Here is a 25117-nt window from a genome sequence, read left to right as displayed (position 1 = left end):
CGCCGCGCCAGCGACGTGGCGGGCGTGCGATTCGTTCGCACAGGTAGCGAGTCGTTTATTCGCTCGGGCCACGTACAACGGTCGAATTGTTCGTCGGTCACTCGCTGGTCGCGTTCGCCGTGGTCGCCGCCGTCGCCAGCCGCGCGTTCGACGTGGACGGCCGGCGGGCGCTCGTCCTCGGTGCGATAGCGGGTGCGTTCGCGGCGGTCCCGGACGCGGACATGGCGTACGCCGCGACGGGCGTCCTCGACGTCGCGCTCGCCGCGACCGTCGGCGCTGGCGGCGCTGTCGGTGGCAGTGAGGGCGTGTTCGCGGTGACGGGCGCGTTCTGGGCGGCGTCGACGATCGTCCACCGGTCGATGACGCACTCGCTCGTCGTCGCCCCGGTCGCCGCCGTCGGGTTCGCGCTCCTCGTGCATCGCGGGCAGCGCGTGCGACTCGCGGTCGCCGTCGGCGCCGGCGTCCTCGCCGCGCTCGCCGCGCTCGCGGTGGTCGTCCACGGCGCACTCGGGTTGTTCGTGTTCGCGGCGTTCGTCGCCGCAGGCGTCGGCGTCGCCGCCGTCGTCCGCTACGGCACCACGCTCGACGCCCGCGGGACGTTCGTGCTCGCGCTCGTCGGGCTCGCCTCCCACCCGTTCGGGGACGTGTTCACGGGCGAGCCGCCCGCGCTCCTCTGGCCGCTCGACGCCCGCGCCCTCGACGCCCGCGTCGCGCTCTCGACCGACCCGACGCTGCACCTGCTCGGCGCGTTCGCGCTCGAACTCGCCGTCATCGCGCTCGCACTCGTCGTGTACGCCGACCTCGCCGAGCGGTCGGTGCGGCCGTCGCCGCGCGCACTCCTCGGCGTCGCTGGCGGGCTCGCGGCGCTCGCGCTCCCCGCGCCGACGCTCGACGTCTCCTATCACTTCGTGTTCTCCGTGCTCGCCGTCGGCGTCGTCGCCGCCAGCCCGGGCCTCGCCGCGACCGCGCGCCGCCTCGTCGCTCGCGGTCGCGCCGCACTCGCCGCCGCCGCCCCACGCCCAGTGTTCGCCGACGGCGGCCACACCGTCGCCGCGCCCGCCGACCACGACCGCGCGCTTCGCGCGCTCGCCACCGCCGTCGCGACCGTCGCGCTCGCACTCGGCGCGTACGCCGTCGGCTACCTCGTCGTCGCCTGAGCGGACGACTCGTCGCGCAGTCGCCACGCTCGGTACGCAAGCAACGTTGCCGCCGCCGCCAACGCGACGCCGGGGAGCGCGAACAGGAGGTTCGGCGAGCATCCCGCAGCGATACAGAGCGCGTGCTCGAACGACTGCTGGACGAGGACCGCGCCAGCGAGCGCCATCGCCGTCGCGCCGACGACGCGCACGCGAACCGCAACCACAGCTAGACCAGGACCTCGACCTCGTAGCCGGCGTCGCGGATCGCCTCGATGAGCTCCTCGACGTGGTCGTGCCCGCGGGTCTCGAGGTCGATCTCGACCTCGGTGTCGGCCATCCCGATCTGGCGGCTCGTGCGGTCGTGCTGGATGGCGTAGATGTTCGCCTTCTTCGCGCTGATGACGTCCAGCAGGTCCTGGAGGCTCCCGGGGCGGTCCCGGAGGACGGTCTTGATCTTCACGTACCGGCCGGTGGCGACGAGGCCGCGCATGATGACGGTCGTGAGCGTGTTCAGGTCGATGTTCCCGCCGCACATCGCGGGCACGATGACCTCTCCCTCCTCGAAGTCGAACTTCTCGAAGAGCAGCGCCGCGAGCGGCGCGGCGCCCGCGCCCTCGACGAGCGTCTTCCCGCGTTCGAGGACGTACGTGAGCGCCATCGCGATCTCGGGGTCGCTGACGGTGACGACCTCGTCCACGCGCTCGCGGATGACCTCGAACGGCTGGTCGCCGACCCTGCGGGTTGCGATACCGTCCGCGATGGTGTCGACGCTATCGCGCTCGTATATCTCGCCCTTCTGGAGGCTCTGCGCGACGCTGGAGGCGCCCTCGGCCTGCACGCCGACGATGCGGACGTCGGGATTCCGGCCCTTGACCGCGGTCGCGATACCCGAGATGAGGCCGCCGCCGCCGATGGGGACGAGCAGCGTCTCGACCTCCGGGAGGTCGTCCATGATCTCCAGGCCGATTGTGCCCTGGCCCGCCATCACGTACGGGTCGTCGAAGGCGTGCACGTACGTCCGGTCCTCGGATTCCTCGAGTTCGTGCGCGTGGTCCGCCGCTTCGTTGTAGTCCGCGCCGTACAGCACGACCTCCGCGCCGTAGCTCTGGGTCGCGTTGATCTTCGAGATGGGCGCGTACTCCGGCATCACGATCTTCGAGTCGACGCCCGACCGCGACGCGGCGAGCGCCACGCCCTGCGCGTGATTGCCCGCGCTCGCCGTGACGACGCCCTTGTCCCGGGCCTCCTGGGGGAGCGTCATGATGCGGTTGGTCGCGCCCCGTATCTTGAACGACCCGGTGCGCTGGAAGTTCTCCATCTTCAGGTGGACCTCCGCACCCGTCATGTCCGAGAACGTATGCGAGTACTCGATCGGTGTGTGCCGCGACGTCTCCCGTACCCGCTCCAGGGCTTCCTCCACGTCCGCGAGTTCTATCATGCCACGAGATTCCCGGCCCGCCCGCTAATCGTTTTCGGGGCGAGCGAACCGTGGACCGCTCAAGCGGAACCGTCGCCTCGCGACGGCGGGCCTGGCGCGGTCAGTGCTGGTGGTGGACGGGGAACGCGACCTCGACCGTCGTCTTGTACTCCGTGATGCGACCGTCCTCGACGTTCGCCGTCCAGTCCTCCACCTCGATGCCGCTGATGTTCTCGACCGACTCGTTGGCCTGCGCGAGCGCTTCGGCCGCGGCGTCCTCCCAGGATTCGGTCGACGTTCCGAGCACCTTGATTATTTTCACTGCCGTCATGGCAGTCGACGTTGGTCGCGAACCGGCTTTGGTATGCGCGCACCCCGGGAGCGGTATGGGTCCGTTAGTGGAGTGAAAGGTCTTGCATCCGGGGTTGCACTAGCCTTTTACGCTCGCACGGGGAACGGTAGCGCAATGGGTCTCAGGTGTTCGCTCATCGGCCACGACTGGGGCGAGAGCGAGATAGAGCGCGATCGCGACGAACAGGGAAGCGAGGTGGTGTTGACGGTCCGCGAGTACGAGGTGTGTGCGCGCTGTGACGACCGGAACCTCATCAGCGAGAACACGGAGGTGACGACGCTCGCGACCGACGACGAGGCGGCGCCGGCCGAGCGTGCGCCGGAACCGACGCGCGACGGCACCGAGGCGCCCGAAGCGGGCGACGGCGCGGCGGCAGAACCGACGGCCGACGCGGCTGGCGCGGCCGACGCGGCCGAGGCGGGTGACGTGGACGCCGAGCCGGGGACGGACGCGACCGGCGATGGTGCCGACACGCACGGTGACGCAGCAGCGCACGAGGGTGCGCCCGCAGAAGCTGGGGCGGCCGAGATAATCGGCGGCGACGCCGGGTCGACCGACGGCGACGGGACCGACGCGACGGCCGCTGACGCGACGGCCGCCGACGAGACCGCTGCCGACGCGGCCGACGACGAGGAACCGCCGGTCGACGACGCGGTCTTCATCGACGACGCGGAGGACGACGCGGGAGAGGGCGCGGACGTCGACGCCGTCGAGGACGCGGTCGCGGACGCCGAGGAACCCGTCGCCGACGCCGCACCGGACCCGCACGGCGACGCCGCACCCGGTGCGACCGGTGACGCGCCCGACGACGACGCACCGGACGCTCCGGCGGCCGCGGACGAGACGGCGGTCGCGGACGACGACGGCGTCGTCCTCGACGACGACGACGGCGACGGTGGAACCGTGGACGACGACCGCGAGCACGGCGAGTGGCCGGACGGCCCCGACGATGCGAGCGCGAGCGCGCCGAATGCGGACGTCTCGGGCGCCGAGACTGGTGCGGGCGACGCGACGACCGGCCAGTTACACGAGTCCGCCGCCGCGGCCGACGGCGACGACGGCTACGACGCGGAGTTCATCGACGACGACACCGCCCGAGAGCAGACCCAGCCGGAGCCCGAGCAGGCGTCGGATTCGCCGAGCGGTATCAAGTCCGCCGGGGAGACCGCACCACCGGGACAACGCCACTCTCGGACCGGCGAGCTCGTCTGTCCGAACTGCCAGAACGCCGAGAGCGCGGACCGGACGAGCCTCCGCGCGGGCGACATCTGCCCCGAGTGCCGGAAGGGCTACCTGAGCAACCCCGGCGAGTGACGAAACAGGTAAACCACCGCCCGCCAATGTGCCTTCCATGAAGGAGTACAAGATGCGTCGTGGCGAGTACCTCGAGGAAAGAATCCCGGACCTCGAAGGAACCGTCGAGGAGACCTTCGGCCCCATCACTGGCACGGAGGAGTTCAAGGGCAGCGACCTGTTCGTCGTCGGGGAACCCGACAACCCCGTGTTCGAGCGCATCGTCGTCGGCGCCGTCGAGTACGGCTCGAAGAAGGACAAGCTCGCCGTCGAGTTCCACGAGCGCGACCCGACGGAGCTCTCCCCCGACGAGCTCGAGGCCGCCGAGGAAGCGGTCTCGGCGAAGAACGAGTTCCTCCTCGACGCGACCGGTCGCGACGCGAAGGCGCGCCGCGACTCCCTGAAGCGCTCGGTCGAGGACGACCCCGACCACGACGTCGACGCCTGAATCGCGACGTCGACGCCGGAGACGCCACCCTCGTTCGTTCTCTCTTCGTTCCCGTAGCGACGCGGCCGAGCAGCAGGACGGAACCGGCGTCCTGGCGGACGCCACGCTGGTGCGACCGGTAGCCTACCTGGATCGAGGAGAGGGTCCCGCCGTTCACGGCGGGCGTGAATCCGACAACAGAGACACAGCCGGCGACACCGCTCAGTCTGGGGTATCTAGGTCGTTCGCCGCGTGGAGCAACATCCCTTCCCACGTCAGGCCGTGGTCGTTCTTGATTCGACTCAACCGTTCATGCACGTCGTCGTCGACGACAACGTGGATGTTCTTCGCCATACATACATACAAAAACTAAACATACATTAGTCTTCGGATGCAACGACCTGTTGATGAAGCGCACCAACGAGTTCGTCGTACGCCCCCGCTCCGAGAAGGACGAGGAGCTACTGCGACGACTGTTGGACGCTTCTGCCGCACTCTGGAACGAAATCAACTACGAGCGCCGCGAGAACTACGCCGACCCGGACGGCGACGTCTGGGACATCAGCGAGTACCGCGGACGCTACGGTGGCACGCTCGGTGCGTCCACCGTCCAACAGGTCGAGCGGAAGAACCGCGAAGCGTGGCGGTCGTTCTTCGCACTCCAGGAAACGGGTGAAGCCAACGGCAAACCCGGATTCTGGGGGAGTGGCGACGACCGCGAGCTCCGCACGTACATCCGCAACACGTCGTACACGGTCGAGTGGGGCGACTACTCCCGACTCGAGATTCTGGTCGGCCAAGACCTGAAAGACGAGTACGGGCTTGGCTACCGCGAGCGCCTCCGACTCGAAGTTCGGGGCGACCCGAACTGGAAGGAGTACGACAAGCAGGGCCGGTTGGAGCTTTACTACGATGAGGCTTCGGACGAGTTCAGGGCCTTTCAGCCAGTCACTATCGACAATTCTCGACTGGCACAACCACTGGCTTCGGAAGAAGCCGTCACCAGAAATCCCAGATTTCTGGTTGCCCATCAGACGTAGTCTGATGACCGCGCTGGACATCGGTGCGAACAACCTCGTCGCCTGTACGACCACGACCGGCCAGCAGTACCTCTACGAAGGACGCGGCCTGTTCGAGCGGTTCCGCGAGACGACGCGCGAGATCGCGCGCCTCCAGTCCAAACTGGACGACCAGCGCCGGTCGAGCAAGCGAATCGACCGGCTGTACCGTCGGAGAACCCGGCGTCGCGACCACGCACAGGACGCGCTCGCCCGCGACCTCGTCGAGCGACTGCACGAGGAGGGCGTCGCGACCGTGTACGTCGGCGACCTGACGGACGTTCTCGAAACGAGCTGGTCCGTCCGGGCGAACGAGAAGACACACAACTTCTGGGCGTTCCGCGCGTTCGTCGAGCGACTCGCCAACACCGCCGAGGAGTACTGTATCACGGTCGAAGTGCGTTCGGAAGCGTGGACGTCGCAGACGTGTCCGAACTGTGGGTCGACCGACCGGACGACGCGACACCAGGACACGCTGACGTGCGAGTGTGGCTTCGAGGGCCACGCGGACCTCGTCGCGTCCGAGACGTTCCTGAGACGGCAGACCAACGTAGCAAGGCCGATGGCACGGCCTGTATGCCTCAAGTGGGACGACCACAATTGGTCGGAGTCACCACGCTCTCCCCGTCCCAACGAGGAGCATACGAACCCGCAAGTTGCCTCCGTGGGCCGGTAGTCGATACCCCCAGCGCGAGGAAACCCCGGCGTTCACGCCGGGGAGGATGTCATTGGAGTGCGTTCTGGACGGACGTGGCGACGGTGCGTGCGCGGTCGGCGAGCGCGGGCGGGACGTGGCCGGCGTCGACGGCGGCGTCGAGTTCGTCGTCGTCGACGCGCTCGACGGTGCCGTCCGCGTGTTTGACGACGTCGACGTGGAGGTCGACGTAGCGCGCGCCGTCGGGGAACAGTTCGACGGGCGTGCAGACGTTCACGTACGTTCCCTTCGTCTCGCCGTCCTCGCTCCGGTACACGGTCGGGTACCACCAGTTGCCTTCGGTGAGTTTCGTGATGGCGACGTCGCCTTCCTCGCGCGGGATGCCGAGCGCGTCGTACGTGCCGCCGCCGGTCATGTCGCGTTCGACCGTGAGTTTGCCGGCGTCGGCGTCGAGCGCGGTGATGCGGCCGCGGCCGAGCGTGTAGCGGTCGCCCTCGGGTTTCCCGTGCTCGATGGTGATGGTGCCGTCGTCGCGCGGCCCGAACGCGTCGACGACCGCCGCGAACGGGAGGTCGTCGGTCTCGTCGGCGTCGCCCCACGCGCCGTCGCCGGCGTGCGCGAGCACGCCTTCGGCGAAGTCGACGGCGTCGCTCGCGCTCGCACTCCCGGCTTTGACGCGGTGGTGGCCGGGCATCGTCGTCGCCACCGCGCGCCGGTCGTCGTCGAGCGCGAACCGGGACTCGCGCCCGAACCACACCCACGCCGTCGCCGCCGCGGGGACCTCCTCGAGGCTGGTGTCGAGGCGAACCGGGACGTCGTCCGGGTCGCCGTCGGGGAGTGCGTCGAGTGCACGAGCACGGTCGCTCGCGGCGTCGAGCGCGTCCCCGAGCGCGCTCATGTCGGCGTCGGCGGCGGCGCGCTGCCAGCGGACGCCCCAGCCGTCGGGCGGGTCCGGCTGGAGGAGTTCGGTGGTGCGGACGAGTTCGGTTGCGCGCTCCCCGCGGACGTTCGCGCTGACGCCCGAGCGCGCCCGGTCGAGCGCGACGAGGCCCCCGCGAACGCCGAGCGCTTCGGCGACCTCCGGGCGGTCGTCGCCCCACGGCGGCGCCGCGTCGACGACCTGCACGCGCCGGACGTCCCCGGGTTCGACGTAGCCGTCGGCGTCGTCGAACGGCAGGAACGCCTCGCGGTCGCCGAGGTCGACGACCGCGCCGCTCCCCATGGCGTCCGTGACGGGCGCGAGGAACACCGCCCCCTCGGGCGCCGGGTCGTCCCACGAGAGCGCGTCCACGGCCACGCCCGCGAGGTCCTCGCGGAGCGTCCTGACGGCGTCGGGGTCGCCCGAGAGGCCGACGCCCTGACGGTCCGCGGTCGTCGACGCGGCGACGTCCGCGGGTGCGAACCCGAACTCGTGGTCGAAGCGCTCGCGGATCGGCGGCGACGCCTGCACGACGTCGTGGTCGGCGTCGAGCAGTCGCTGCGTGATGGCAGTCGTGTAGATGCCACGGACGCGCGCCCTCATTCCAGTGCCTCCCGCGTCGGCGCGAACCGCACGCGCTCGTGGACGCTCGGGCCGAGCGACAACTCCACCACGAGCGGGTCGCCCGAATCGGTCGCCCCATAGTCAGCAGCGTCGTCGCCGCTCGCGCGTTCGAGGACGCGGCCGTCCTCGACGTACGCGCCCCACGTCTCGAAGCGGAGCCAGCCGCGCATCTCCGCGGCGTGGGTCGTGACGTCGCAGTAGTCGACGGCGTGCTCGGGGTAGTCGCTCGCGCTGTGCGCCATGTCCATGTCGGAGTACACGACGTCGTGCGCGTCGAAGAACGCGCCGAGCGCCGTCGCGGTCTCGTCGACGAGGGCGGCGACGCGCTCGCTCGCAGCCTGGAGGTCGTCGGTGTCGAGGCCGACCTCGCGGAGCGCGGTCTGCGTGCGCTGGTCGAAGTGCATGCCCGACCGTTCGAGGGTCGCCGGTAAGAAATCCCTCGTCTCCGAGCGGCCGGTCGACGTCGCCGGACGCGCTCGAGGTGTGGTCGTACGATGCGGACGCTGGTCGCGTCGCTCGGCGTGACTGTGGGTTGGCGTACGGAAACTCGTCGCTGCGGTCAGTCGTCGGCGGCGGCGGAGAAGGAGGCGGAGCGCAGAGAATGAGAGGCGGCGGCGGCGTCGTCGTCGGGTGCTGGTCGGTTCGAGAGTGTCGGTACGCGTTTTCGGTCGTTCTCGTCCTCGGGTGTGGGGAGTCCCGGGAAGAGAAGGTTGCTGTTGTCCTCGTCTGTCATTAGCATACGTTGGCTCTTCGTTCCTTATGAATCCCCTCCTTAAACAACTTGTGGTAGCTAATAGCATACAAGGACATTTAAGGACGGGTTGGTGCCACGTCGACGCCCCCGGAAGCACCCGGTCGCGCGCTCGGGTGGAGCGGCGCTCGATGGGGCAACGCTTAGGACCCACGTGCAACAAATCGGGGGCATGAAACGGGGTCGGGATCCGGTCGAGCGCGCCGCGAGCGACGACGAGGACCTCCAGGAGATCGCGACCTGGGAGCCCCGGACGCGACTCGACCGGTTCGCGGTCGGGTTCTACGAACGCATCTTCCCCGCCATCCGCGGTCTCGTCCTCGCCACGGCCGTGCTGTTCACCCTCGCCATCCTCTTCGCGAGCAGCATCGGCACCCCGCGACTCCCCGTCGTCGCGCTGTTCGCCGCACTCTCCGCCGTCCCCGCGCTCGCCCTCGCCGCGTACGTCTACGTCGCGGACGTCACCACGAAGGAACCACTCGACCTCATCGCGGCGACGTTCGCGCTCGCGTTCGTGTTCGCGAGCTTCGCCGCCATCGTCAACACCGCCGCCGAACCGCTGTTCGCGGCGCTCGGCGGCCTCGGCGTCGTCGGGTACTTCCTCCTCATCGTCGCCCCCGGCGAGGAACTCGTGAAGCTGCTCGCCGTCCGGTTCTACGCGTACCGCGACGGCCGATTCGACTCGGTCGTCGACGGCGCGGTCTACGGCGCCGTCGCCGGCCTCGGGTTCGCGACCATCGAGAACGCCATCTACGTCACGGGGTTCGTGCAGCAGGCGACCACCGGCATCGTCGTCGACCAGGCGATCGACATCGCGCAACGCCGCGCACTCGCCGGCCCCGGGCACGTCATCTACTCGGGCATCGCCGGGTACTACCTCGGTCTCGCGAAGTTCGTCGACGAACACCGCGGCGCCGTCGTCCTCAAGGGCCTCGTCATCGCCGCCGGCTTCCACGCCCTCTACAACCTCACCATCGGGTTCGCGCCCGGTATCGTCGGCGGGCTGCTGGGCGTCGGCCCCATCGTCGCGTTCGTCGTCTACGTCGTCGCGTTCGACGGCGTCGCCGGCGGCTTCCTCGTCCTCAAACTCTACAACTACCGGGACGCGTACAATCGCGTCGACGCGGGACGTACCTACGACCCGGACGCGCCCGTGGACGCGACCGAGATCGACCCGAGCACGAACGACGACCCCATCGCACCCGGCGCCAAGCGCGCGCAGTCCGCTCAGGAGGCCGACGAATCGACGGCAACCTGGGGGACGGACGACGCCGAGACCGACGCCGGATGGGAGTCCACCGTCGAGGACGACGACAGCGGCTGGTAGCGCGTTCGCTTCTCGTGGCGAGTGGCGCGACCGGTTCTTCCAGCGAGTGTTCGACCGCGTTCCGCGCCGGTCAGTCCTGGTAACCGTCGAGCATGGACGCGACGTACTTCCCGACGACGTCCACCTCGAGGTGGACGGGGTCGCCGACTCCCTTCTCGGAGAGCGTCGTCACGTCGTAGGTCGTCGGGACGATGGCGACCGTGACGCGCGGCCCCGAGTCCCCGCTCCCGGCCTGGAGGTCGGCGATGGTGAGACTGATGCCGTCGAGCGTGATGGAGCCCTTCTCGACGACGTAGTCCGCGTAGCGCGCTGGGAGTTCGAACTCGAAGAACCAGTCCTCGCCGCCCGTGGAGTCGACGTTCGTCACCGCGGCGACCGCGTCGACGTGCCCCTGGACGAGGTGGCCGTCGAACCGGCCGTCCGCCGGCATCGCGCGCTCCAGGTTGACGGCGTCGCCGACGTCGAGGTCGCCGAGGTACGTCTTCGCGACGGTCTCCTCGGCGAGGAACACCTCGAACGTCTCGTCGTCGAACGCCTCGACCGTGAGGCAGACGCCCGACACCGCGATGCTCGCGCCGTGCGCGACGTCCCCGAGGACGACGTCGCCGGCGATGGTGAGCCGCCGGCCGTCCTCGGTGACCGCGACGTCGACGACCTCCCCGGTCTCCTCGACGATACCCGTGAACATGCCTGCGGGTTGGCTCGACCGCCGGATAGCGGTGTCGGTCCCCGGTCGTCGAGCGCGCGATCGTCCGAGAGCGGTGTCGGTCCCGGTCGTCGCGGAGGCGAGCACCGCGAGGCGAGTCCCGGCGGGCTTTTGGTCGCGTAGCGGGTACGGACGGCAAATGCCTCGTTCGATCTCCGAGCAGTTCTCGCTCATGGTGGCGGTCGTCATCGCCGCCCCGATCGCGCTCGCGGGCGTCGACATGACGCTCCGCGGGGAGACGACGTGGGGGCCCGCGCTCGTCGGCGTGAGCATCATGATACTGCTCGTCGAGAAGTACGTCACGACCCCGCAGGACGTGCCGGGCCTGGCGGTCGCGAAGGCGGTCGGGTTCGTCGCGAAGGACCCCGAGGAGGACGCGGACGCGAGCGACGGCGACGGCTGACGCCCTCGCTTGGTCGGAACTTACGCGTCCGCGGACCCGTCGACGGTCGCGGTGTGCCGACCGTACGCGTACCCCGTCCAGACGAGGGCGGCCGGGAGGGCGACGGCCTCGACCAGTCGTACGAGCAGCAGGTAGTACATCGCCGTCTCTCCTGGCGTCCCGAGGCGGGGAAGCCACGGCGCGATAGCGGTGTCGGAGGCGAACGCGGCCGCGAGCACGCGGTCCGCGGCGACGACGAAGGCCGCAAGCGCGAGCGCGACGATGGCGGGGCGGCGCACGGACGGGTCGGTTCGGAGTGCGCGTAGCACGCTCATGCGGGGGCCGTCGGCTGCGCGCCCCAAAGTGGTTGCGTCGGCGTCCCCGGGCGTCTCTCCCACCGCGTCGTCGTTTCACTCCTTCCACGCCGTCGCTTCACTCCGCTCGCGCTGTCGCCTGCCAGTCGCGAGCGTAGCCGGCGATTTCGTCGGCGAACGCGGCTCTCGCCGCGCTCCAGGCTTCCTCGTCCGCGTCGCGGGCGCGCCGCCACGCGGCGACCTGGTCGGCGTCTTCGGCGCTCGCGAGTCGCATCATCTCGACGACGACGTCGTCGGTGACGCGCCAGCGCGCGTCGGGATTGCCGCGGACGGCGGCGCGGATGCGGTCGGGGTCGTCGGCGAGCGTGAACCGCGACTCGGGGAGGCGCCGGGAGAGTTTCGGCTGGTCGTCGAGGCCGGGAACGAGGCGCGTGTAGAGGGCGTGGAGGGTGCCGTCGGTGGGGGCGCGTTCGCGGACGCCGTCGACCATCGGGCGGAGCGAGCGCTCGTCGGCGCCCATGACGATGCAGTTCGCGGCGTAGTCGTCGGCGACGAGCGGGTGGAGCATGTCGGCGACCATCAGGAACCCGTCCATGCGGCGCGTGAAGCGACTTGGTTCCCAGTCGCTGGGGAGGTCGGTCTCGTCGAGTGCGGCGGCGTCGACGCCGGCGTCGTCGTACGCGTCGCGGTTCGCGCGCTCCCACGCGGTGACGTCGAGGTCGACCGCGGCCATGTCGCGCTCGGGGTCGGCGTACCGCGCGAGGTGGTACGCGGTGTGCGTGACGTCCTCGGCACCGTACTGGGTGCGGAGGCGGCCGCGGTCGTGGTCGAACCCGAGCGCGTCGACGAACGCGACGAACCGCCGGGCGCGTTCGCGGACGACGTCGAGCGCGTACCCCTGCGTGCTGTAGGGCTCGAAGTCGGCGACGACGAACTGGACGTCGAACCCGGCGCGCTGGAGGGCGATAGCGGTCTGCATCTGGCCGAGCGTCCCGACGTGGGGCGGGCCGGTGACGCTCACGCCGAACGTCAGGACGCCGTCGGTCCCGGCGCGGTCGGCGAACGCGCGGGCGTCCTCGCCGACGACGAATCGGCGGCGGACCTCGGCCGGCGGGAGGTCGCCGAGCGCCAGCGGTTCGCTGGCGTGGTCGTCGACTGGCTCGTAGCGGTCGCGAGCGCGGAGCGCGTCGTAGTGGTCCTCGAGTGAGGCCATACGACGAATCGTTTCACCTGTCAGTAAAGTGTTACTCTGTGACTAGGTACCGATGCGCAAATGAAGGCCGTGGTCGTCGGTCAGTTCGCGCCGGGGACGTCCATGCCGATCTGTCGCATCACGCCCATGGCGTCGTACTGCGCCCAGGACTCGGCGAGTTTGCCGTCCTCGAACCGCCACTCGATGTGGTCTTCGATGCTGATTCGTTCGTTCGTCGCCGGCATCCCCATGTACTCGCCGGTGTGGATGCCGGACACTCGCCCGCGGTGGAAGACGTGGTCGCCCTCGGCGACGACGTCGAGCACCTCGTAGGTGACGTCGCTCATCGCGTCGTGGATCGGGTCGAACTGGTCGCGCACGTCGGCGACGGTTCGCATACCGTCGGGCACCGCGGGGTCGTGGCCGACGTAGTCGGCTGTGCAGTGTGCCTCGAACTCGTCGTACTTGCCCGACCAGAGCAGGGTGGAGAGTTCCTTCGCGAGCCGCTTGTTCGCCGAGGTGTTGTCGATGGCTGCAGTCATTTGTAATCAACAATAGCTAGGTTTCGTAGCGGCTTAGCTGTTGTTCGACCATCAGAAAAGGCGACGCTACCAGGTGCGGAGGCCCGCGGACCCGCCAGCGAAGCCGGGTCTGACAGTCCGATGGCGGCTCCGGCACGGTGGCTACAGGTGCTTGCGCATGCACGTCGCCGACGCCGGACAGAGGTCGGCGAACTCGGCGGTATCCCGCAGCGCGGCGGGTGCGGTGTCGCGGTCGACGCGGTCGTACCCGCGGTCCGCGAAGAACCCCGCGGCGGTCGTCGTCAGGAGGTAGAGCGCGTCGACTCCCCGGTTGCGGGCTTCGCGTTCCAGGGCGTCGCAGACCGCCGTTCCGTAGCCCTGGCCGCGGGCCGCCTCGCGGACGACGACCGACCGGAGGAGCGCCACGTCACCAGCCACCTCGAGCCCGCCGATGCCGACCGCCTCACCGTCGTCGAACGCGACGAAGAACTCGCCGGGGCCCTCGCGGACGTCCGCCGCTGGAAGGTCGTTCCCCACGAGGAGCGCCTCGACGTCGGCGAGTTGCTCACCGGTCGCGCGTTCCAGCTCGACAGCGCGCTCGCTCATGGGTCGACGTTCGACGACGAGGCTCGTAAGCGCTTCCCAGCGAGAGACCGCGTTCGAGAACGAGCCCGAGCGAGTCAGACGGAATCGAAGCCGGTCAGGGTGCGCAGTCGAGTCACGGTGAACAGTCGAGTTACGGCGAGAGCGACCGGGACGCGGTGCCGAGGCCTTCGGCGCCGTCGTCGGTGACGACCGCCAGGTCCGCGACGCGAACGACGCCGTCCGGCCCCGAGACTGTCGCGTCCAGCGCGACGACCGCGCCCTCGCGCACCGTCTCGTCGCCGTCGAGGGGGCGTTCGCGGCGGGCGAGGCCGACGCCGTGCGCATCGAACGTGCTCGCGGGGTCGTCGAACCCGTACGCCGACACCTCCGCGGCACCCTCGCGTTCGACCGCGGCTAGGTCCACGCTCGGTTCGAGTTCAGCGAGCGCCGCGTCCACCGCACCGTCCGCGGCGAGTTGCGCGCGCCGCGTCCACCCGCCGTCGCCGTCGACGACGAGCGTCCGCACCACGCGCCCGTGGTAGCCGTCGCGGTCCCGCGGCGCGAGCGCGACGACGACCGGTTCGCCCGGACGAAGTGCCGCGTCCGACCGCGGCGTCGCATCCACGCCCGCGCCGACCGCGACCACGCCCGGGTCGACGCCCGCACCCGCGAGCTCGGTCGCGACCTCGCGGCGCAACCGCTCCGTCGTCAACGCCATCCCCTCGAACGCGAGGTGGTCGTCCGCCGGCTCGACCTCCGCCTCGTCGCCAGCGTGCCCATGGCCGTGACCGTCGCCACCGCCGTGGCGTTCGCTCTCGCGCAGGACCGCGCGAGCGCGCTCGACCGCGGCGTCCGCCGCCATCTGCACGCTCCGCACCCGAAGACGCTCCGCGTCCGTCTTCGCGACGCGCGCGTCCTCGACGACCGACGTCGACGCCACCTCGAACCCGCGGCCCTCCAGGTACAGCGCCGCGTCGTGCGGTATCGACCGCGGCGCGAGCACCGAGCCCTCCCGACCGAGGTCCTCCAGGGCGACCGCCACGCGCTCGCCCGTCGGAACGTCGCCACCACCAGGCAGCACGCGGTCACCCGGGAACGCCTCCCGCGCCCCGTCCGGTGAGTCCGGCGCGAACAACATCGCCTGCTCGGGCGTCACGCACATCCCCAGCTCGCCGTCGAGACCGCTCGCCCGCGCCAGATACCGCAGGATAGCGTCGTCGCTCGTCCCAACGTGCACGAACGCCGTCGCCTCGCGGTCCGCGAGCGCCTCGCGAACCGGCGCGTACTCGACCGCGAGCTGTGGGCTGCCTGCGTCCCCACCCATCTCTCGCCTAGTCCGCGGCCTCCATCGGCTCCTTGGCCTGCGCGATGAGGTCCTCGAGGTCCGTGCCCGTCGGCTCGTTGTTCAGGAGCACGTCGATGGGGAGCGTCGGCGCCCCATCGACGAGGTTCTCCAGGAGCACGAGGCGTTCGCGAGCACGCGACATCCCGACGTAGAACACGCGGCGTTCGTTGTCCGTCAACATCGGAACCGGACTCGTCGTCTTCGTGAACTCGCGCCCACCCGGGACCTCGTCGGGGTCCGCGGTCGCCGCCATCTGCTCGACGACCTTCTCCGTCAGGTCCGTCCCCACGAACACGTGATCGGCCTCGCGACCCTTCGCCGAGTGAATCGTCCCCAGGCGGACCGTATCGCGGGGCAGTCCGTGGTAGTCCGGGCTCGCGAAGTACGCCTTCATCGTCTTCTTCTGGAACGACGTCACCTTCCGCACCATGTCCGACGCCGACGCCGGCCCCGGCATGAACGGCACGTGGTCGCCGATGACGTCGGCGGGGATCTCGAGGTCCGTGAGGTCCTCGACGCCCGCCTCCTCCTCCATCTCGTCGACCGTATCGAAGAGGTCGTCGCGCTCGTTCGTCCCGAACGCCGAATCCGCGAGCATGTCGGCGAGCCGACGCGCCTGCAGTCCGTTGACGGCCTCGTCCTCGTCCACTCGCTCGACCGCCGTCACGTAATCGTCCAGGCGGTCCGTCCACATCCGCTGGTCCGTGAGGCACTTGAACGGAATCCCCTCCGTGATGAACTCGTCGATGAACTGGAACATCTGGTAGCGAGCGCGGAACAACAGCATCACCGTCTCGGGGTCGTCGTCGTCCATCGTCTCGTCGACGGTGCGGCGGACGTTCCGGACGAGGTCGAGCATCGACGGTCGCTGCACCGCCTCCACGACACCACCCTCCTTCCGCGGTTTCAGGTCCTTGTCCTGGCGCTTCGAGATGTGTCGAATCTCGCGGTTCACGACGTTCAGGACGTTCGACGGCAGCCGATACGAGTTCGGGAGGATGACGTCCTCGTCCGGGTCCGCTTCCAGCAAGAGGTCGGGGTCCGCGCCCTGCCACGCGTACACGACCTGGTCGTCGTCGCCCGCGATGAGGATGCCCGTCATGTGCGGTTTCCACTCCTCGTACACCTCGTGCTGGAGCTTCGTGATGTCCTGGAACTCGTCGATGACGAGGTACTCGACGTTCGGGAGCAGCGACCGCTGCTTGACGCGTTCGAGCATGTCAGCGAACCCGATGACGCCGTTCTCGCCCTTGTACGACCGCCAGCCGCGGATGGCGTCGGGGACGTCGATGCGGTCGTCGTCGCTCGGCCACGTCGGCGTGTACTTGTTGCCCTCCTGCGCGTTCGGGTCGATCTCGGGCGGAAGGCGGACCTCCTCCTCGTTCCACTGGAAGGGGACGTCGTACCAGTCCGCCACGTCGCGGTTCGTTCGCTGCAGCCACTGGCTCGTCGCGATGATCTTGTTCCCGATAGTCGTCGACCGCGCGGTCCGCCGGCCGGCACCGCCGTACTCGTCCTCGAACTCGAGGCCGAAGTCGTCACAGAACTCCTCCTTGTCGTCCTCGCCGACGACGTCACCGCGGGAGAGGTTCAGGAGGTCGTACGCCTTCGCGTGCATCGTGCAGACGTTCCCCTGGAGCGCCCGCGGGTTCTCGTCGAGGCGCTCGGCGAGGCGTTCGCGGATCTCGGCGGCGGCCGCTCGCGTGTAGGAGACGACGAGGATGTCGCGGAACTCGACGTCGTCGTCTTCGAGGATGCCTTCGACCTTGTCGAGGAGGGCGGTCGTCTTCCCGCTGCCGGGACCACCGAACAGACGGGTGAGTGTCGCGTCCGAGTCGGTCATTGTACCCACACTGGGCCCGAACGTTCATAAGGACCGTGGGTTCGGCGGGGCGGGGTCAACGCGTCGCTAGATGCCGGACGAGGAGAAGGTCCCGGAGGCGGTCGACGAGCGATACGGGGCGTTCCCTGGACGATGCTAGTTGTTGCGCGGAGAGCGGGCTTCGCGCACGTCGCTACCGTCGCGGATCTTGTCCTTGCAGTCCGGGCATACTCGGGGGTTCTCGACGCCCCGAGGTGTGAACACCCGGGCGTATGCATCCGTGACGAAGGACCCGCAGTTTTGACATTCCGGCATTTGGAACTCCATCTTCCTGTAGGGGAATAATCTGTATTAATGGTACCGCCGCTCGTGGTAGGCTGGCGCAATAGCCACCGGCCACCACCAGTGGAATCGAGTGACTGCGGTGGACTTCGCACTGTTTGTTACACTTTCCGGAAGAGTGTGAAAATCAGGTTTTACCACTCTGTGGCCTGCTCAGTCAGGGCTCCCAGTCGCAGACGGTGCACGCGGCAGCGCCGTCGTCGTGGAGCGCCATGCACTCCGGGCACTGGAGTTTGTTGTAGTTTCGCTCCCACCCTACCGGTTCCGTCTCGTGACCGCGGTTCTCGAGGAATTGGTCGAACACGTCGTCACCGGTATCGGGTGCGGACGCCATATGACACGGTAACGCATGGCAGGCATATAAAGTATGCTCCTACGACAGTTCGCGATACGAACCGGCAGGGACGCGGTAACCATCCCGAAACCACCCGCAGTCACCGTCTCGGCCGCGCTCGACGGCGTCGTATCCACGGACGTAAGTTCCTCGACGCGCTACGTCCGGCCGTGAGCGACCTGAACCTGGACGCGACCCAGCTCGACCGGTACTCCCGGCACGTCATCATGGACGAGGTCGGGCCCGACGGGCAGGCGGCGCTGCTCGACGCGAGCGTCCTCGTCGTCGGCGCGGGCGGCCTCGGCGCGCCCGTCCTCCAGTACCTCGCCGCCGCCGGGGTCGGCCGGCTCGGGGTCGCGGACGACGACGTCGTGGAGCGCTCGAACCTCCAGCGGCAGGTGATCCACGCGGACGCCGACGTCGGCCGCCCGAAGGTCGACAGCGCCCGCGAGTTCGTCGAAGCCCTCAACCCGGACGTCGCCGTCGAGACCCACGAGACCAGGGTCGACCGCGACGACGCCCCCGGACTCGTCGCCGAGTACGACGTCGTGGTGGACGCGAGCGACAACTTCGCGACGCGATACCTCCTGAACGATGCGTGCGTCCTCGCGGACACGCCGCTCTGTCACGGCGCCATCTACAAGTTCGAGGGACAGGCGACGACCATCGCGGCCGGCGGTGCACCGTGCTATCGGTGCCTGTTCCCCGAACCGCCCGAGCCCGGAACGGTCCCCGACTGCGCGACGACGGGCGTCCTCGGCGTCCTCCCCGGCACCATCGGCGCCGTGCAGGCGACCGAAGCCGTCAAACTCGTCACCGGCATCGGCGACCCCCTCGTCGGGCGGATGTTCACGTACGACGCCGCCGACCTCACCACCGACGAGGTCCCCTACCGCGCCAACCCCGAGTGCCCGGTCTGCGGCGACGACCCCGTCGAGAGCGTCGCGAGCCAGACCTACCAGGAGACGTGCGCGGTCCCCGAGTAAACGCGTCTCCGGGGGGGTTCCCGGCGACCTCCCACCCAAACCACCAGAGGTTTTAAATTCTAACAGTTTGTGTCCGGAAGCGATGGTCGAACTCGTCGCGTTCGCGGTCGCTGGCGCGTGCGTCGTCGCACTGTTCGCGATGATGGTGGTGACGTTCGTCTCGGACGTCAGACTCTGGCCGTCCGGCGACGACGACCGCAAGTTCAAAGTCTACGTGACGTTCTCGCGAACCTTCCTCCTCGGGTTCCTCGCGACGACCGCGCTCGACTGGGGCGGCACGTGGCTCCCGGTGTCAGGACTCGCTCTGTACGGCCCCGGCGCGGTCCTCCTCGTCGCCGGCGTCGCGCTCCTCCTCAAGTCCGGGAAGGACCTCGGTGGAGACGCGACGAAGGGCCAGGTCGACGAGTTGCGGACCGACGGCCTCTACCGGTACTCGCGGAACCCGCAGAACCTCGCGTACCTCGTCTTCTTCGCGTCGCTCGCCGTGCTGTCGAACTCGACGCTCGTCGCCGCCCTGACCGCCGGGGCAGCGGCGTTCATGGGCCTCCAGGCCGTCGTCGAGGAGCCGTGGCTCCGCGAGACCTACGGCGAGGCGTACCTCGCGTACCGCGAGCGCGTCCCCCGCTTCGTCGGCCTCCGCTCGGTCACGCGCGCCGTCGCCACGCTCCGGGACTGACCGCGCCGCCATCGCGAACACCTGTCGCGACCGCCCGGACCGACCCGTGCTCGCGAGTGTCAGTACGATATTATCTCCTCGGCGCGCGTATTCCCACGCATGACTCCCCGTACATCTCACACCTCCAGTTCCATCGACCGTCGCCACTTCCTCGCGGGCACGGCCGCCGTCGCCGCGACGGCGCTCGCCGGCTGCATCTCGACGAGCGGCGGCATCTCGAACGGCTCGAAGTCCGCGCTGTACGTCGTCCCCGAGGACCGCTTGCTTCGCGTCATCGCCGAGAACGGTGACGTTCGCGTGCTCGCGGACGACAGCCTCGACCGCGTGAAGGTGCGGTCGACCGTCGCGTCGAACGGCCTCGGGAACCCCCTCGAGAGCGCGCCCGTCGAGACCGCCGTCGAGAACGACCGGTACGTCGTCCACGCGCGAGCGGAACGCGACGGATTCCTCGGCGGGCGCGTCCGTCACGACGTCGAGGTTCGCGTCCCCGCCGGCGTCCGCGTCGACCGCGTCGAGACCGCGAACGGCCGCGTCCACGTCTCCGGCGTCGCCGGCGACGTCCACGCGTCCTCCCGGAACGGCGACGTCGCGGCGTCGAGCGTCGACGGCGTCGTCACCCTGGAGTCGTCGAACGGCGACGTCACCGCGACCGCGACCCGCGGCGTCGCGAGCGCGACCACCGGGAACGGCGACGTCACCGTGGAACTCGCCGCGCTCGACCGCGACGCCGATATCAGCTCCGGGAACGGCGACGTCACGGTCAGGGTCGGCCCGGCGCTCGCCGCGCGCGTCGACCTGTCGACCGGGAACGGTCGCGTCAGCGTCGTCGACGTCACCGTCGACGCGGACGTCGACGAGCGCCGGCACGTCCGGGGCCGCATCGGCGACGGCGGTCACCGCATCGACGCCAACACCGGGAACGGCGACGTCCGCCTCGAAGCGTACTGACGCCGCCGTCTCGCTCGGTTTCTATCGGTTCAGGCTTCAGCGTGCAGTTCCGCGAGCGGCCGCGCCGCCTCCCGCGGTGGGGCGTCGAACGCGTCCGGCCACAGCATCGCGGCGACGTGCTCGACCGTGTCGACGATACGGGGACCGGGCCGGTTCGCGTAGTGATGGCCGTCGAGCGCCCACGTCCGCCCCGACTGGACCGCCGAGAGCGACTCCCAGCCGTCGTGGCCGGTGAGCGCGTCCAGGTCGCGTGCGGTCTGGTCGAGGCCGAACCCGCAGGGTGCCGCGATGGCAACCTCGGGGTCGTACTCGCGGACCTCGGCGAACTCGCGGGGGCGCGCCGACTCGCCGGGGTCGACCATCCCGTACTCGCCGCCGGCGGCGTCGACGACGTCCGGCATCCAGTGCCCCGCGACCATCACGGGGTCGAGCCAGTCGAAGATGGCAACTCGTGGACGCTCCGCGCCGGTCGCCTCGCGGACGGCGTCGACGCGCTCGCGGACGGCGTCGACGCGCTCGCGGAGGTCCGCGGCGACCTCGCGCGCCTCGTCCTCGCGGCCGACCGCGGCGCCGACGCGCTCGACGTCACCGACGACGTCCTCGAGGCGATGCGGGTCCGTCGTCACCACCTCGGGGTTCGCGTCGATGCGCTCGACCGCGTCCTCGACGAGCACCGAATCGACCGCGCACACGTCACAGATACCCTGCGTGACGACGACGTCGGGGTCGAGTTCGTCCAGCACGTCCACGCGGATACCGTACACGCCCTCGCCCGACGATTCCGCCTCGGCGACCTGCGCGTTGATCTCCGCGCTGTCGGCCTCCGGGTCGACGTTCGCGTAGTTCACCGCCGGCAGGCGCTCGGCCTCGGGCGGGTAGTCGCACTCGTGACTGACGCCGACCGGTTCCACGCCGACGGCGTACAGGATCTCCGTCGCCGACGGCAGCAGCGACACGACGTTCATGCCCGCAGGTTGGGAGCGGGGTCACAAAACGCCACGCGTTCGCGAGTCGGCACCGGCGTCGACCGCCGCACGGGCTGGCGTCAGCGCGTCAATCCGAGGACGCTGACCGCGAGGCCGGCGACGACGAGCGGCCAGAACTCCGGGAGGACGGCGCCGACGAGGCTGACGTGGATACCGAAGAGGATGAGCTTCGGCCCGGTGAGCAGGCGCTCGTCGGCGCGCTCGGCCTTCGCGGCACGCACCCGAGAGAGCGGAGACCGACCAGAGCCGTCGGGCGCGTCCGTCGACGACTGGGACATACCTCCAGGTAGCGAGCACGAGCCTATGAGTCTCCTCATCTCTCGGCGCCGTACCGGACGGTGAGGAACTTGCGGCCGAACAGCCACATCTCGTGGGTCGCGACGACCGCACTCGAGCGGTCGACGCTCGGTGCTGTCGCGTCGTCCGCGGGCGTCGCGTCGTCGGCGGGCGTCGCGTCGTCGGCAGGTGTGGCGTCGGCGGGCCAGACGCGGAAGCGCTGGTGGGCCGGGAGCCGGTAGTCGGCGGTCGCGGTCGACCAGAACAGGCCGGGGTGGCCGGGTGCGCGCGTCGTCAGGTCGACGCCGACGTCGTCGCCCTCGGCGAGCGCGAGCGCTCGCGGTTCGAGCACCGTCGAGAGCGTCCCACCGGGGAGTGGCACGGCGATGTTCACGTACCGCCGGTCGTCGTGCACGTGCGACCCGTAGACGGCGACGAACACCGCCTCGCCGGTGTCGACGTCCGTCCGCACCCAGAACCGCGCGTCCTCGCGCGGGTCGACCACGTCCGCCGCGCCGCCAGTCGCGCTCGTGGCGGCGTCCGCGTCGAGCGCGTACAGGTCGTTCTCGACGACGCGGACGCGACCGCGCTCGCAGGGACCGGGGAGGTTCAGCTGTTCGAGCGCGCTCGTGACCGGGGCCGCGAGCGCCGCGCCCGCCCTGAACGGCCGATGCCACCCGGCGCTGACGGTCATCCGGTACTCGCTCGTCCGCTCGTAGAACCGCCGCACCGCGGGCGCGACCCGCGACGTCTCGAAGTCCTCGCGAGCGAACGCGTCCAGGTCGTCCATCTCGCCGACGACGCGGTCGCCCGCGAGCCCCGACCGCTCGTGGAAGTCCGCGCCGACGCGACCGCGCGAGCGGACGCGAGCCAAGGGAACGTCGTCGACGCGAGCACGCGAGAGCCGACGGCTGGCGTGCGCTGCGAGTGCCCCGCCAGTCGCGACCGCGAACGCGCCTGCCGCGAACGCACGACGTCGGTCCATGCCCACGCGTCCGCCCCACGGAGCCAAAAACGGGCGGGAACCGACGGCGGCCGGAAGCCGCCCTGGGGCCGACGCCGACCCGCCAGTCTTTAAGAGGCATCCGGGAGTGGTCTCGCGCATGAAGCGCATCATCAGCACGGACGACGCACCCGAAGCGGTCGGCGCGTACAGTCAGGCGACGACGAACGGCGACCTCGTGTTCACCGCCGGCCAGATACCGATGACGCCCGACGGCGAACTCCTCGACGACGAGGACATCACCACGCAGACCCGGCAGAGCCTGGAGAACGTCCAGGGCATCCTCGAGGAGGAGGGCCTCACGATGGAGGACGTCCTGAAGGCGACCGTGTTCCTCGCGGACATCGACGACTTCGAGGAGATGAACGCCGCGTACAAGGAGTACTTCGTCGACAACCCGCCGGCGCGCTCGGCGGTCCAGGCGGGCGCGCTCCCGAAGGGCGTCGGCGTCGAGATCGAGGTCATCGCGTCCGAGTGATGGACGCGGCCGCGAAGTCCGCACTCCTCTGGGGCGCCGTCGGCGCGATGTCGTTCCTCGTCCTCCACCAGGGGTACGTCCTCCTCGGGAACACCGGCATCGGCCTCCTCCCCGCGATAGGAGTGGCGGTCGTCGTCGGCATCGTCACGACCGCCGTCGCGTACGTCGGCGAGCGCAGGCTCTTCCAGAACACGCCCTGAATTGCGTCGCCGCGTCCCCCGACGCCGCGCTCGCTAACCGCCCGAAGCGGAAACAAAGCCCTTAAATTACCGAGTCCGGTATCGTCGAACGGAGCCAGGATGGCCGAACGGTAAGGCGCACGCCTGGAAAGCGTGTTCCCTTTCGGGATTCAGGGTTCAAATCCCTGTCCTGGCGTATTCTACCGCCGACAACAGTGAACGAGACGCGTAGCGTCGAGTGAACGCTGTCGGCGGTGAATCGCCGGACGCAGGGTTTGAACCCTACGAGTCGCAGCGCCCGAGCGGAGCGAGGGCGACCGTCTCGTATCGGTTCGAATCCCTGTCCTGGCGCTTCTTCACCGCAACAACGAGCGAGGAGCGATAGCGACGAGCGAGTCGTTCGGTGAAGAAGCGGAAACAGGATTTGAATCAGGGAGCAGCTTGCTGCGACCGTGGTTCGAATCCCTGTCCTGGCGTTTCTGGAGGCGACAACGACGACGAGCGATAGCGACGGGTGGGTTCGTGTGGTTGGCGCTGTTCGAGGTGGGGGAGTGGTCGTGTGGTGATGGTTGGGGAGACTGGTCGGCGGTATCGCAGTCTGGTGGTCTGGGGGCCGATAGGTCTATCAGCGTACACGTGGTGGGTTCGTGTGATAGATGCCTGAGTCGGTATTGGAGGTGGCGAAGCGGCGGGCTGACGTGCTGGATTTGTTGCGTGATGGGCCGTTCGATAAGCGGATGCTGGTGGAGCGGGTGGGGTCGTCGCGGTCGACGGTGGATCGGGCGACGAAGGAGTTGGCGTCGAAGGGGTTGATTCGGCGGTTGAATGGGGAGTTCGAGACGACGGTGACGGGGGTGTTGGCGCTCGGTATCGTGCACGAGTGCGAGCGGTCGGCGACGGCGTTGGAGCGGTCGGCGGCGGCGTTGGAGCCGTTGTGGAAGGAGGCGCCGTTGTCGGTGGATTTCCTTCGAGAGGCGGATCGTGCGCTCGTCGGGGACGTGGCGGGGTTCGACGTGCGTGCGGGGGTTCGGGCGGCGTTCGAGCGGGCGTCGTCGGTTCGGGCGATAGTTCCGGACGTGTCGAGCGTGGAGCACCTGGAGGTGTTGTACGCGCAGGCGGTGGAGGGCGAGACGGCGGTCGAGTTGGTGTGCTCGGAGGCGTTGTTCGATGCGCTCGCGGCGTCGTACTCGGGGTGGCTGCATGGGATGGTGGTGGATGGTGACGCGTCGGTCGCGACTGCGGCGGTTCCGGAGTTCGCGTTGTTCGTGAGCGATCTCGGGACGCATCGGGTCGCGCAACTGGTCGTGTACGACGACGGCCGGCCGCACGCGGTTCTGCGGAACGAGACCGAGGAAGCGCTTGCGTGGGCGGACGACTGCGTGGACGCGTGCGCGTCGAGGGCGACCGACCGGACCGAGGACGTCCGCGAACTCCCGGAGGCGTCGTCGTTCGCGGGTGTGGACGGCTCGGGGCCGGTGCTCGGTGAGCGCGCTGCGGCCGCGACCGCGCCGGCGGACCTGGGCGAGGGCGAGCCGGCGAGCGAGTCGCTGCTCGGCGCGGGCTACGCGGTCGACGGCGGGCGGCTGCGGACGCCGGCGTTCGGCGCGGCGGGTGCGGCGACGGTCGCGTGCTGGCTGCGGCCGACGGGGTCGCTCTCGACGTGGCAGGTCGTCGCGAAGTGGGACGAACTCACGCTCGCGCTGCGTCGCGAGCAACTCCTCGGGCGGCTGTACGACCGCGACGCCGACCGGTCGCGCGCGGAGGTGAGCGTGCCCGCGAGCACCCTGACCGTGGACGCCTGGCAGCACGTCGCGTACGTCGTCGACGGCGAGACCGCGTGCCTCTACGTCGACGGCGAGCTCGTCGGCGAGACCGCGGACCGGTATCCGGTCGCGCTCGACGCGATCGGTGCGGCGGTCGGCTATCACTACGTCGACCGCGACCAGGGCGTGCACACGCCCGACTTCGAGGGGCAGCTCGCTGACGTCCGGTTCTACGACGCCGCGCTCGACCACGAGGACGTCGAGCGACTCCACCGCACGACCGCGCCGTCCCGCGGGCCGGCGTCGCCCTGACCGGG

Annotated in this window: 30 protein-coding genes, 1 tRNA gene and 1 pseudogene; 13 read left to right on the top strand and 19 right to left on the bottom strand. The window is 69.7% G+C overall.

From position 1 onward, the window contains the following. Window positions 1–86 precede the first annotated feature (86 nt). A complete protein-coding gene (locus ACZ48X_RS14575; RefSeq protein ID WP_336349017.1) occupies window positions 87–1157 on the top strand; it encodes a metal-dependent hydrolase in 1071 nt (356 codons plus the stop codon). Here ACZ48X_RS14575 and ACZ48X_RS14570 read toward each other — a convergent pair. From ACZ48X_RS14570 to ACZ48X_RS14560, 3 genes are all read right to left on the bottom strand, one after another. After that, window positions 1139–1363 (bottom strand): hypothetical protein, encoded by a 225-nt coding sequence (locus tag ACZ48X_RS14570; protein ID WP_336349018.1) that lies wholly within the window; start codon window positions 1361–1363, stop codon window positions 1139–1141. The genes ACZ48X_RS14575 and ACZ48X_RS14570 overlap by 19 nt on opposite strands. A gap of 2 nt (window positions 1364–1365) precedes the next feature. Continuing rightward, window positions 1366–2577, bottom strand: coding sequence for a threonine ammonia-lyase (ilvA, locus tag ACZ48X_RS14565; RefSeq protein WP_336349019.1), 1212 nt, complete (start codon window positions 2575–2577; stop codon window positions 1366–1368). Between the two features lie 100 nt (window positions 2578–2677). Then, complete coding sequence (locus tag ACZ48X_RS14560; protein WP_336349020.1) at window positions 2678–2887, bottom strand: dodecin family protein; 210 nt, start codon at window positions 2885–2887, stop codon at window positions 2678–2680. A 135-nt stretch (window positions 2888–3022) separates the two neighbouring features. Between ACZ48X_RS14560 and ACZ48X_RS14555 the strand changes: the two genes are divergently transcribed. Continuing rightward, window positions 3023–4222, top strand: coding sequence for a DUF7093 family protein (locus ACZ48X_RS14555; protein WP_336349021.1), 1200 nt, complete (start codon window positions 3023–3025; stop codon window positions 4220–4222). A 37-nt stretch (window positions 4223–4259) separates the two neighbouring features. Beyond that, a complete protein-coding gene (locus ACZ48X_RS14550; protein ID WP_336349022.1) occupies window positions 4260–4649 on the top strand; it encodes a DUF5611 family protein in 390 nt (129 codons plus the stop codon). A 201-nt stretch (window positions 4650–4850) separates the two neighbouring features. Here the strand turns inward: ACZ48X_RS14550 and ACZ48X_RS14545 are convergent, their stop codons facing one another. Beyond that, window positions 4851–4982, bottom strand: a complete 132-nt coding sequence (locus ACZ48X_RS14545; RefSeq protein ID WP_336349023.1) for a hypothetical protein — start codon at window positions 4980–4982, stop codon at window positions 4851–4853. Window positions 4983–5035: 53 nt separating this feature from the next. Here ACZ48X_RS14545 and ACZ48X_RS14540 point away from each other — a divergent pair. After that, window positions 5036–6362: pseudogene (locus tag ACZ48X_RS14540) on the top strand (RNA-guided endonuclease InsQ/TnpB family protein). A gap of 49 nt (window positions 6363–6411) precedes the next feature. On the opposite strand, the gene ACZ48X_RS14535 reads toward ACZ48X_RS14540, so the two are convergent. The 3 genes from ACZ48X_RS14535 to ACZ48X_RS14525 all read right to left on the bottom strand — a co-directional run bounded on the left by ACZ48X_RS14535 (window position 6412) and on the right by ACZ48X_RS14525 (window position 8617). Continuing rightward, complete coding sequence (locus ACZ48X_RS14535) at window positions 6412–7863, bottom strand: ribonuclease FAU-1 family protein (protein ID WP_336349024.1); 1452 nt, start codon at window positions 7861–7863, stop codon at window positions 6412–6414. Then, the gene (locus ACZ48X_RS14530) at window positions 7860–8288 is read right to left on the bottom strand and encodes a DUF7532 family protein (RefSeq protein ID WP_336349025.1); all 429 of its coding nucleotides are present in this window, start codon (window positions 8286–8288) and stop codon (window positions 7860–7862) included. The genes ACZ48X_RS14535 and ACZ48X_RS14530 overlap by 4 nt, the downstream gene beginning before the upstream one ends. 155 nt (window positions 8289–8443) lie before the next feature. Beyond that, entirely contained in the window at window positions 8444–8617 is a 174-nt protein-coding gene (locus ACZ48X_RS14525) for a hypothetical protein (RefSeq protein WP_336349026.1), read from the bottom strand. 190 nt (window positions 8618–8807) lie between these two features. On the opposite strand from ACZ48X_RS14525, the gene ACZ48X_RS14520 reads away from it, so the two are divergent. Then, window positions 8808–9962 carry a PrsW family intramembrane metalloprotease gene (locus ACZ48X_RS14520; RefSeq protein WP_336349027.1) on the top strand — a complete coding sequence of 385 codons (1155 nt, stop codon included), beginning with the start codon at window positions 8808–8810 and terminating at the stop codon, window positions 9960–9962. A 70-nt stretch (window positions 9963–10032) separates the two neighbouring features. Here the strand turns inward: ACZ48X_RS14520 and ACZ48X_RS14515 are convergent, their stop codons facing one another. After that, window positions 10033–10650: a riboflavin synthase gene (locus ACZ48X_RS14515; protein WP_336349028.1), complete on the bottom strand. Its 618-nt coding sequence runs from the start codon at window positions 10648–10650 to the stop codon at window positions 10033–10035. A gap of 157 nt (window positions 10651–10807) precedes the next feature. Between ACZ48X_RS14515 and ACZ48X_RS14510 the strand changes: the two genes are divergently transcribed. After that, on the top strand, window positions 10808–11071 hold the full coding sequence (locus ACZ48X_RS14510) for a DUF7533 family protein (protein ID WP_336349029.1): 264 nt from the start codon (window positions 10808–10810) through the stop codon (window positions 11069–11071). Between the two features lie 20 nt (window positions 11072–11091). Here the strand turns inward: ACZ48X_RS14510 and ACZ48X_RS14505 are convergent, their stop codons facing one another. From ACZ48X_RS14505 to ACZ48X_RS14470, 8 genes are all read right to left on the bottom strand, one after another. Then, window positions 11092–11385 carry a hypothetical protein gene (locus ACZ48X_RS14505; RefSeq protein ID WP_336349030.1) on the bottom strand — a complete coding sequence of 98 codons (294 nt, stop codon included), beginning with the start codon at window positions 11383–11385 and terminating at the stop codon, window positions 11092–11094. 97 nt (window positions 11386–11482) lie between these two features. Beyond that, on the bottom strand, window positions 11483–12577 hold the full coding sequence (locus ACZ48X_RS14500) for a nucleotidyl transferase family protein (RefSeq protein ID WP_336349031.1): 1095 nt from the start codon (window positions 12575–12577) through the stop codon (window positions 11483–11485). 80 nt (window positions 12578–12657) lie between these two features. Then, on the bottom strand, window positions 12658–13098 hold the full coding sequence (locus ACZ48X_RS14495) for an ester cyclase (RefSeq protein ID WP_336349032.1): 441 nt from the start codon (window positions 13096–13098) through the stop codon (window positions 12658–12660). A gap of 141 nt (window positions 13099–13239) precedes the next feature. Then, complete coding sequence (arsN2, locus tag ACZ48X_RS14490) at window positions 13240–13683, bottom strand: arsenic resistance N-acetyltransferase ArsN2 (protein WP_336349033.1); 444 nt, start codon at window positions 13681–13683, stop codon at window positions 13240–13242. A gap of 130 nt (window positions 13684–13813) precedes the next feature. Continuing rightward, window positions 13814–14986 (bottom strand): M24 family metallopeptidase, encoded by a 1173-nt coding sequence (locus tag ACZ48X_RS14485; protein WP_336349034.1) that lies wholly within the window; start codon window positions 14984–14986, stop codon window positions 13814–13816. A gap of 7 nt (window positions 14987–14993) precedes the next feature. Then, window positions 14994–16850 (bottom strand): ATP-dependent helicase, encoded by a 1857-nt coding sequence (locus ACZ48X_RS14480; RefSeq protein ID WP_336349035.1) that lies wholly within the window; start codon window positions 16848–16850, stop codon window positions 14994–14996. A gap of 135 nt (window positions 16851–16985) precedes the next feature. Further along, window positions 16986–17144, bottom strand: a complete 159-nt coding sequence (locus tag ACZ48X_RS14475; protein ID WP_418934290.1) for a DUF7563 family protein — start codon at window positions 17142–17144, stop codon at window positions 16986–16988. Between the two features lie 184 nt (window positions 17145–17328). Next, entirely contained in the window at window positions 17329–17505 is a 177-nt protein-coding gene (locus ACZ48X_RS14470; protein WP_336349036.1) for an HVO_0416 family zinc finger protein, read from the bottom strand. A 170-nt stretch (window positions 17506–17675) separates the two neighbouring features. Here ACZ48X_RS14470 and ubaA point away from each other — a divergent pair, with 170 nt between their 5' ends. The 3 genes from ubaA to ACZ48X_RS14455 all read left to right on the top strand — a co-directional run bounded on the left by ubaA (window position 17676) and on the right by ACZ48X_RS14455 (window position 20115). Continuing rightward, the gene (ubaA, locus tag ACZ48X_RS14465) at window positions 17676–18491 is read left to right on the top strand and encodes an SAMP-activating enzyme E1 (protein WP_336349037.1); all 816 of its coding nucleotides are present in this window, start codon (window positions 17676–17678) and stop codon (window positions 18489–18491) included. Window positions 18492–18573: 82 nt separating this feature from the next. Continuing rightward, a complete protein-coding gene (locus ACZ48X_RS14460; protein ID WP_336349038.1) occupies window positions 18574–19167 on the top strand; it encodes a methyltransferase family protein in 594 nt (197 codons plus the stop codon). Between the two features lie 99 nt (window positions 19168–19266). Then, window positions 19267–20115: a DUF4097 family beta strand repeat-containing protein gene (locus ACZ48X_RS14455; RefSeq protein WP_336349039.1), complete on the top strand. Its 849-nt coding sequence runs from the start codon at window positions 19267–19269 to the stop codon at window positions 20113–20115. 29 nt (window positions 20116–20144) lie between these two features. On the opposite strand, the gene ACZ48X_RS14450 is transcribed toward ACZ48X_RS14455, so the two are convergent. From ACZ48X_RS14450 to ACZ48X_RS14440, 3 genes are all read right to left on the bottom strand, one after another. Next, window positions 20145–21080, bottom strand: coding sequence for an ABC transporter substrate-binding protein (locus tag ACZ48X_RS14450; RefSeq protein ID WP_336349040.1), 936 nt, complete (start codon window positions 21078–21080; stop codon window positions 20145–20147). Between the two features lie 80 nt (window positions 21081–21160). Next, on the bottom strand, window positions 21161–21379 hold the full coding sequence (locus ACZ48X_RS14445; RefSeq protein WP_336349041.1) for a hypothetical protein: 219 nt from the start codon (window positions 21377–21379) through the stop codon (window positions 21161–21163). 35 nt (window positions 21380–21414) lie between these two features. Continuing rightward, on the bottom strand, window positions 21415–22362 hold the full coding sequence (locus tag ACZ48X_RS14440; RefSeq protein ID WP_336349042.1) for a hypothetical protein: 948 nt from the start codon (window positions 22360–22362) through the stop codon (window positions 21415–21417). A 118-nt stretch (window positions 22363–22480) separates the two neighbouring features. Here ACZ48X_RS14440 and ACZ48X_RS14435 point away from each other — a divergent pair, with 118 nt between their 5' ends. The 4 genes from ACZ48X_RS14435 to ACZ48X_RS14420 all read left to right on the top strand — a co-directional run bounded on the left by ACZ48X_RS14435 (window position 22481) and on the right by ACZ48X_RS14420 (window position 25112). Further along, window positions 22481–22858: a Rid family detoxifying hydrolase gene (locus tag ACZ48X_RS14435; protein ID WP_336349043.1), complete on the top strand. Its 378-nt coding sequence runs from the start codon at window positions 22481–22483 to the stop codon at window positions 22856–22858. Beyond that, window positions 22858–23058, top strand: coding sequence for a hypothetical protein (locus ACZ48X_RS14430; protein WP_336349661.1), 201 nt, complete (start codon window positions 22858–22860; stop codon window positions 23056–23058). The genes ACZ48X_RS14435 and ACZ48X_RS14430 overlap by 1 nt, the downstream gene beginning before the upstream one ends. Before the next feature lie 93 nt (window positions 23059–23151). Continuing rightward, window positions 23152–23233, top strand: a tRNA-Ser gene (locus ACZ48X_RS14425). A gap of 460 nt (window positions 23234–23693) precedes the next feature. Further along, on the top strand, window positions 23694–25112 hold the full coding sequence (locus tag ACZ48X_RS14420; RefSeq protein ID WP_336349044.1) for a LamG-like jellyroll fold domain-containing protein: 1419 nt from the start codon (window positions 23694–23696) through the stop codon (window positions 25110–25112). Window positions 25113–25117: the final 5 nt, after the last annotated feature.

This window comes from Halorubellus litoreus (genome assembly GCF_055378595.1).
The sequence above is the reverse complement of the archived record's forward strand: the minus strand, read 5'-3'. Positions and strand labels throughout refer to the sequence as shown.

What these genes read in the sequence shown, in the direction of transcription:
- ilvA (WP_336349019.1), bottom strand. Translation starts at nt 2,577, where the DNA reads ATGATAGAACTCGCGGACGTGGAGGAAGCCCTGGAGCGGGTACGGGAG.
- ACZ48X_RS14560 (WP_336349020.1), bottom strand. Translation starts at nt 2,887, where the DNA reads ATGACGGCAGTGAAAATAATCAAGGTGCTCGGAACGTCGACCGAATCC.
- ACZ48X_RS14555 (WP_336349021.1), top strand. Translation starts at nt 3,023, where the DNA reads ATGGGTCTCAGGTGTTCGCTCATCGGCCACGACTGGGGCGAGAGCGAG.
- ACZ48X_RS14550 (WP_336349022.1), top strand. Translation starts at nt 4,260, where the DNA reads ATGAAGGAGTACAAGATGCGTCGTGGCGAGTACCTCGAGGAAAGAATC.
- ACZ48X_RS14545 (WP_336349023.1), bottom strand. Translation starts at nt 4,982, where the DNA reads ATGGCGAAGAACATCCACGTTGTCGTCGACGACGACGTGCATGAACGG.
- ACZ48X_RS14535 (WP_336349024.1), bottom strand. Translation starts at nt 7,863, where the DNA reads ATGAGGGCGCGCGTCCGTGGCATCTACACGACTGCCATCACGCAGCGA.
- ACZ48X_RS14530 (WP_336349025.1), bottom strand. Translation starts at nt 8,288, where the DNA reads ATGCACTTCGACCAGCGCACGCAGACCGCGCTCCGCGAGGTCGGCCTC.
- ACZ48X_RS14525 (WP_336349026.1), bottom strand. Translation starts at nt 8,617, where the DNA reads ATGACAGACGAGGACAACAGCAACCTTCTCTTCCCGGGACTCCCCACA.
- ACZ48X_RS14520 (WP_336349027.1), top strand. Translation starts at nt 8,808, where the DNA reads ATGAAACGGGGTCGGGATCCGGTCGAGCGCGCCGCGAGCGACGACGAG.
- ACZ48X_RS14515 (WP_336349028.1), bottom strand. Translation starts at nt 10,650, where the DNA reads ATGTTCACGGGTATCGTCGAGGAGACCGGGGAGGTCGTCGACGTCGCG.
- ACZ48X_RS14510 (WP_336349029.1), top strand. Translation starts at nt 10,808, where the DNA reads ATGCCTCGTTCGATCTCCGAGCAGTTCTCGCTCATGGTGGCGGTCGTC.
- ACZ48X_RS14505 (WP_336349030.1), bottom strand. Translation starts at nt 11,385, where the DNA reads ATGAGCGTGCTACGCGCACTCCGAACCGACCCGTCCGTGCGCCGCCCC.
- ACZ48X_RS14500 (WP_336349031.1), bottom strand. Translation starts at nt 12,577, where the DNA reads ATGGCCTCACTCGAGGACCACTACGACGCGCTCCGCGCTCGCGACCGC.
- ACZ48X_RS14495 (WP_336349032.1), bottom strand. Translation starts at nt 13,098, where the DNA reads ATGACTGCAGCCATCGACAACACCTCGGCGAACAAGCGGCTCGCGAAG.
- arsN2 (WP_336349033.1), bottom strand. Translation starts at nt 13,683, where the DNA reads ATGAGCGAGCGCGCTGTCGAGCTGGAACGCGCGACCGGTGAGCAACTC.
- ACZ48X_RS14485 (WP_336349034.1), bottom strand. Translation starts at nt 14,986, where the DNA reads ATGGGTGGGGACGCAGGCAGCCCACAGCTCGCGGTCGAGTACGCGCCG.
- ACZ48X_RS14480 (WP_336349035.1), bottom strand. Translation starts at nt 16,850, where the DNA reads ATGACCGACTCGGACGCGACACTCACCCGTCTGTTCGGTGGTCCCGGC.
- ACZ48X_RS14475 (WP_418934290.1), bottom strand. Translation starts at nt 17,144, where the DNA reads ATGCCGGAATGTCAAAACTGCGGGTCCTTCGTCACGGATGCATACGCC.
- ACZ48X_RS14470 (WP_336349036.1), bottom strand. Translation starts at nt 17,505, where the DNA reads ATGGCGTCCGCACCCGATACCGGTGACGACGTGTTCGACCAATTCCTC.
- ACZ48X_RS14460 (WP_336349038.1), top strand. Translation starts at nt 18,574, where the DNA reads ATGGTCGAACTCGTCGCGTTCGCGGTCGCTGGCGCGTGCGTCGTCGCA.
- ACZ48X_RS14455 (WP_336349039.1), top strand. Translation starts at nt 19,267, where the DNA reads ATGACTCCCCGTACATCTCACACCTCCAGTTCCATCGACCGTCGCCAC.
- ACZ48X_RS14450 (WP_336349040.1), bottom strand. Translation starts at nt 21,080, where the DNA reads ATGAACGTCGTGTCGCTGCTGCCGTCGGCGACGGAGATCCTGTACGCC.
- ACZ48X_RS14445 (WP_336349041.1), bottom strand. Translation starts at nt 21,379, where the DNA reads ATGTCCCAGTCGTCGACGGACGCGCCCGACGGCTCTGGTCGGTCTCCG.
- ACZ48X_RS14440 (WP_336349042.1), bottom strand. Translation starts at nt 22,362, where the DNA reads ATGGACCGACGTCGTGCGTTCGCGGCAGGCGCGTTCGCGGTCGCGACT.
- ACZ48X_RS14435 (WP_336349043.1), top strand. Translation starts at nt 22,481, where the DNA reads ATGAAGCGCATCATCAGCACGGACGACGCACCCGAAGCGGTCGGCGCG.
- ACZ48X_RS14430 (WP_336349661.1), top strand. Translation starts at nt 22,858, where the DNA reads ATGGACGCGGCCGCGAAGTCCGCACTCCTCTGGGGCGCCGTCGGCGCG.
- ACZ48X_RS14420 (WP_336349044.1), top strand. Translation starts at nt 23,694, where the DNA reads ATGCCTGAGTCGGTATTGGAGGTGGCGAAGCGGCGGGCTGACGTGCTG.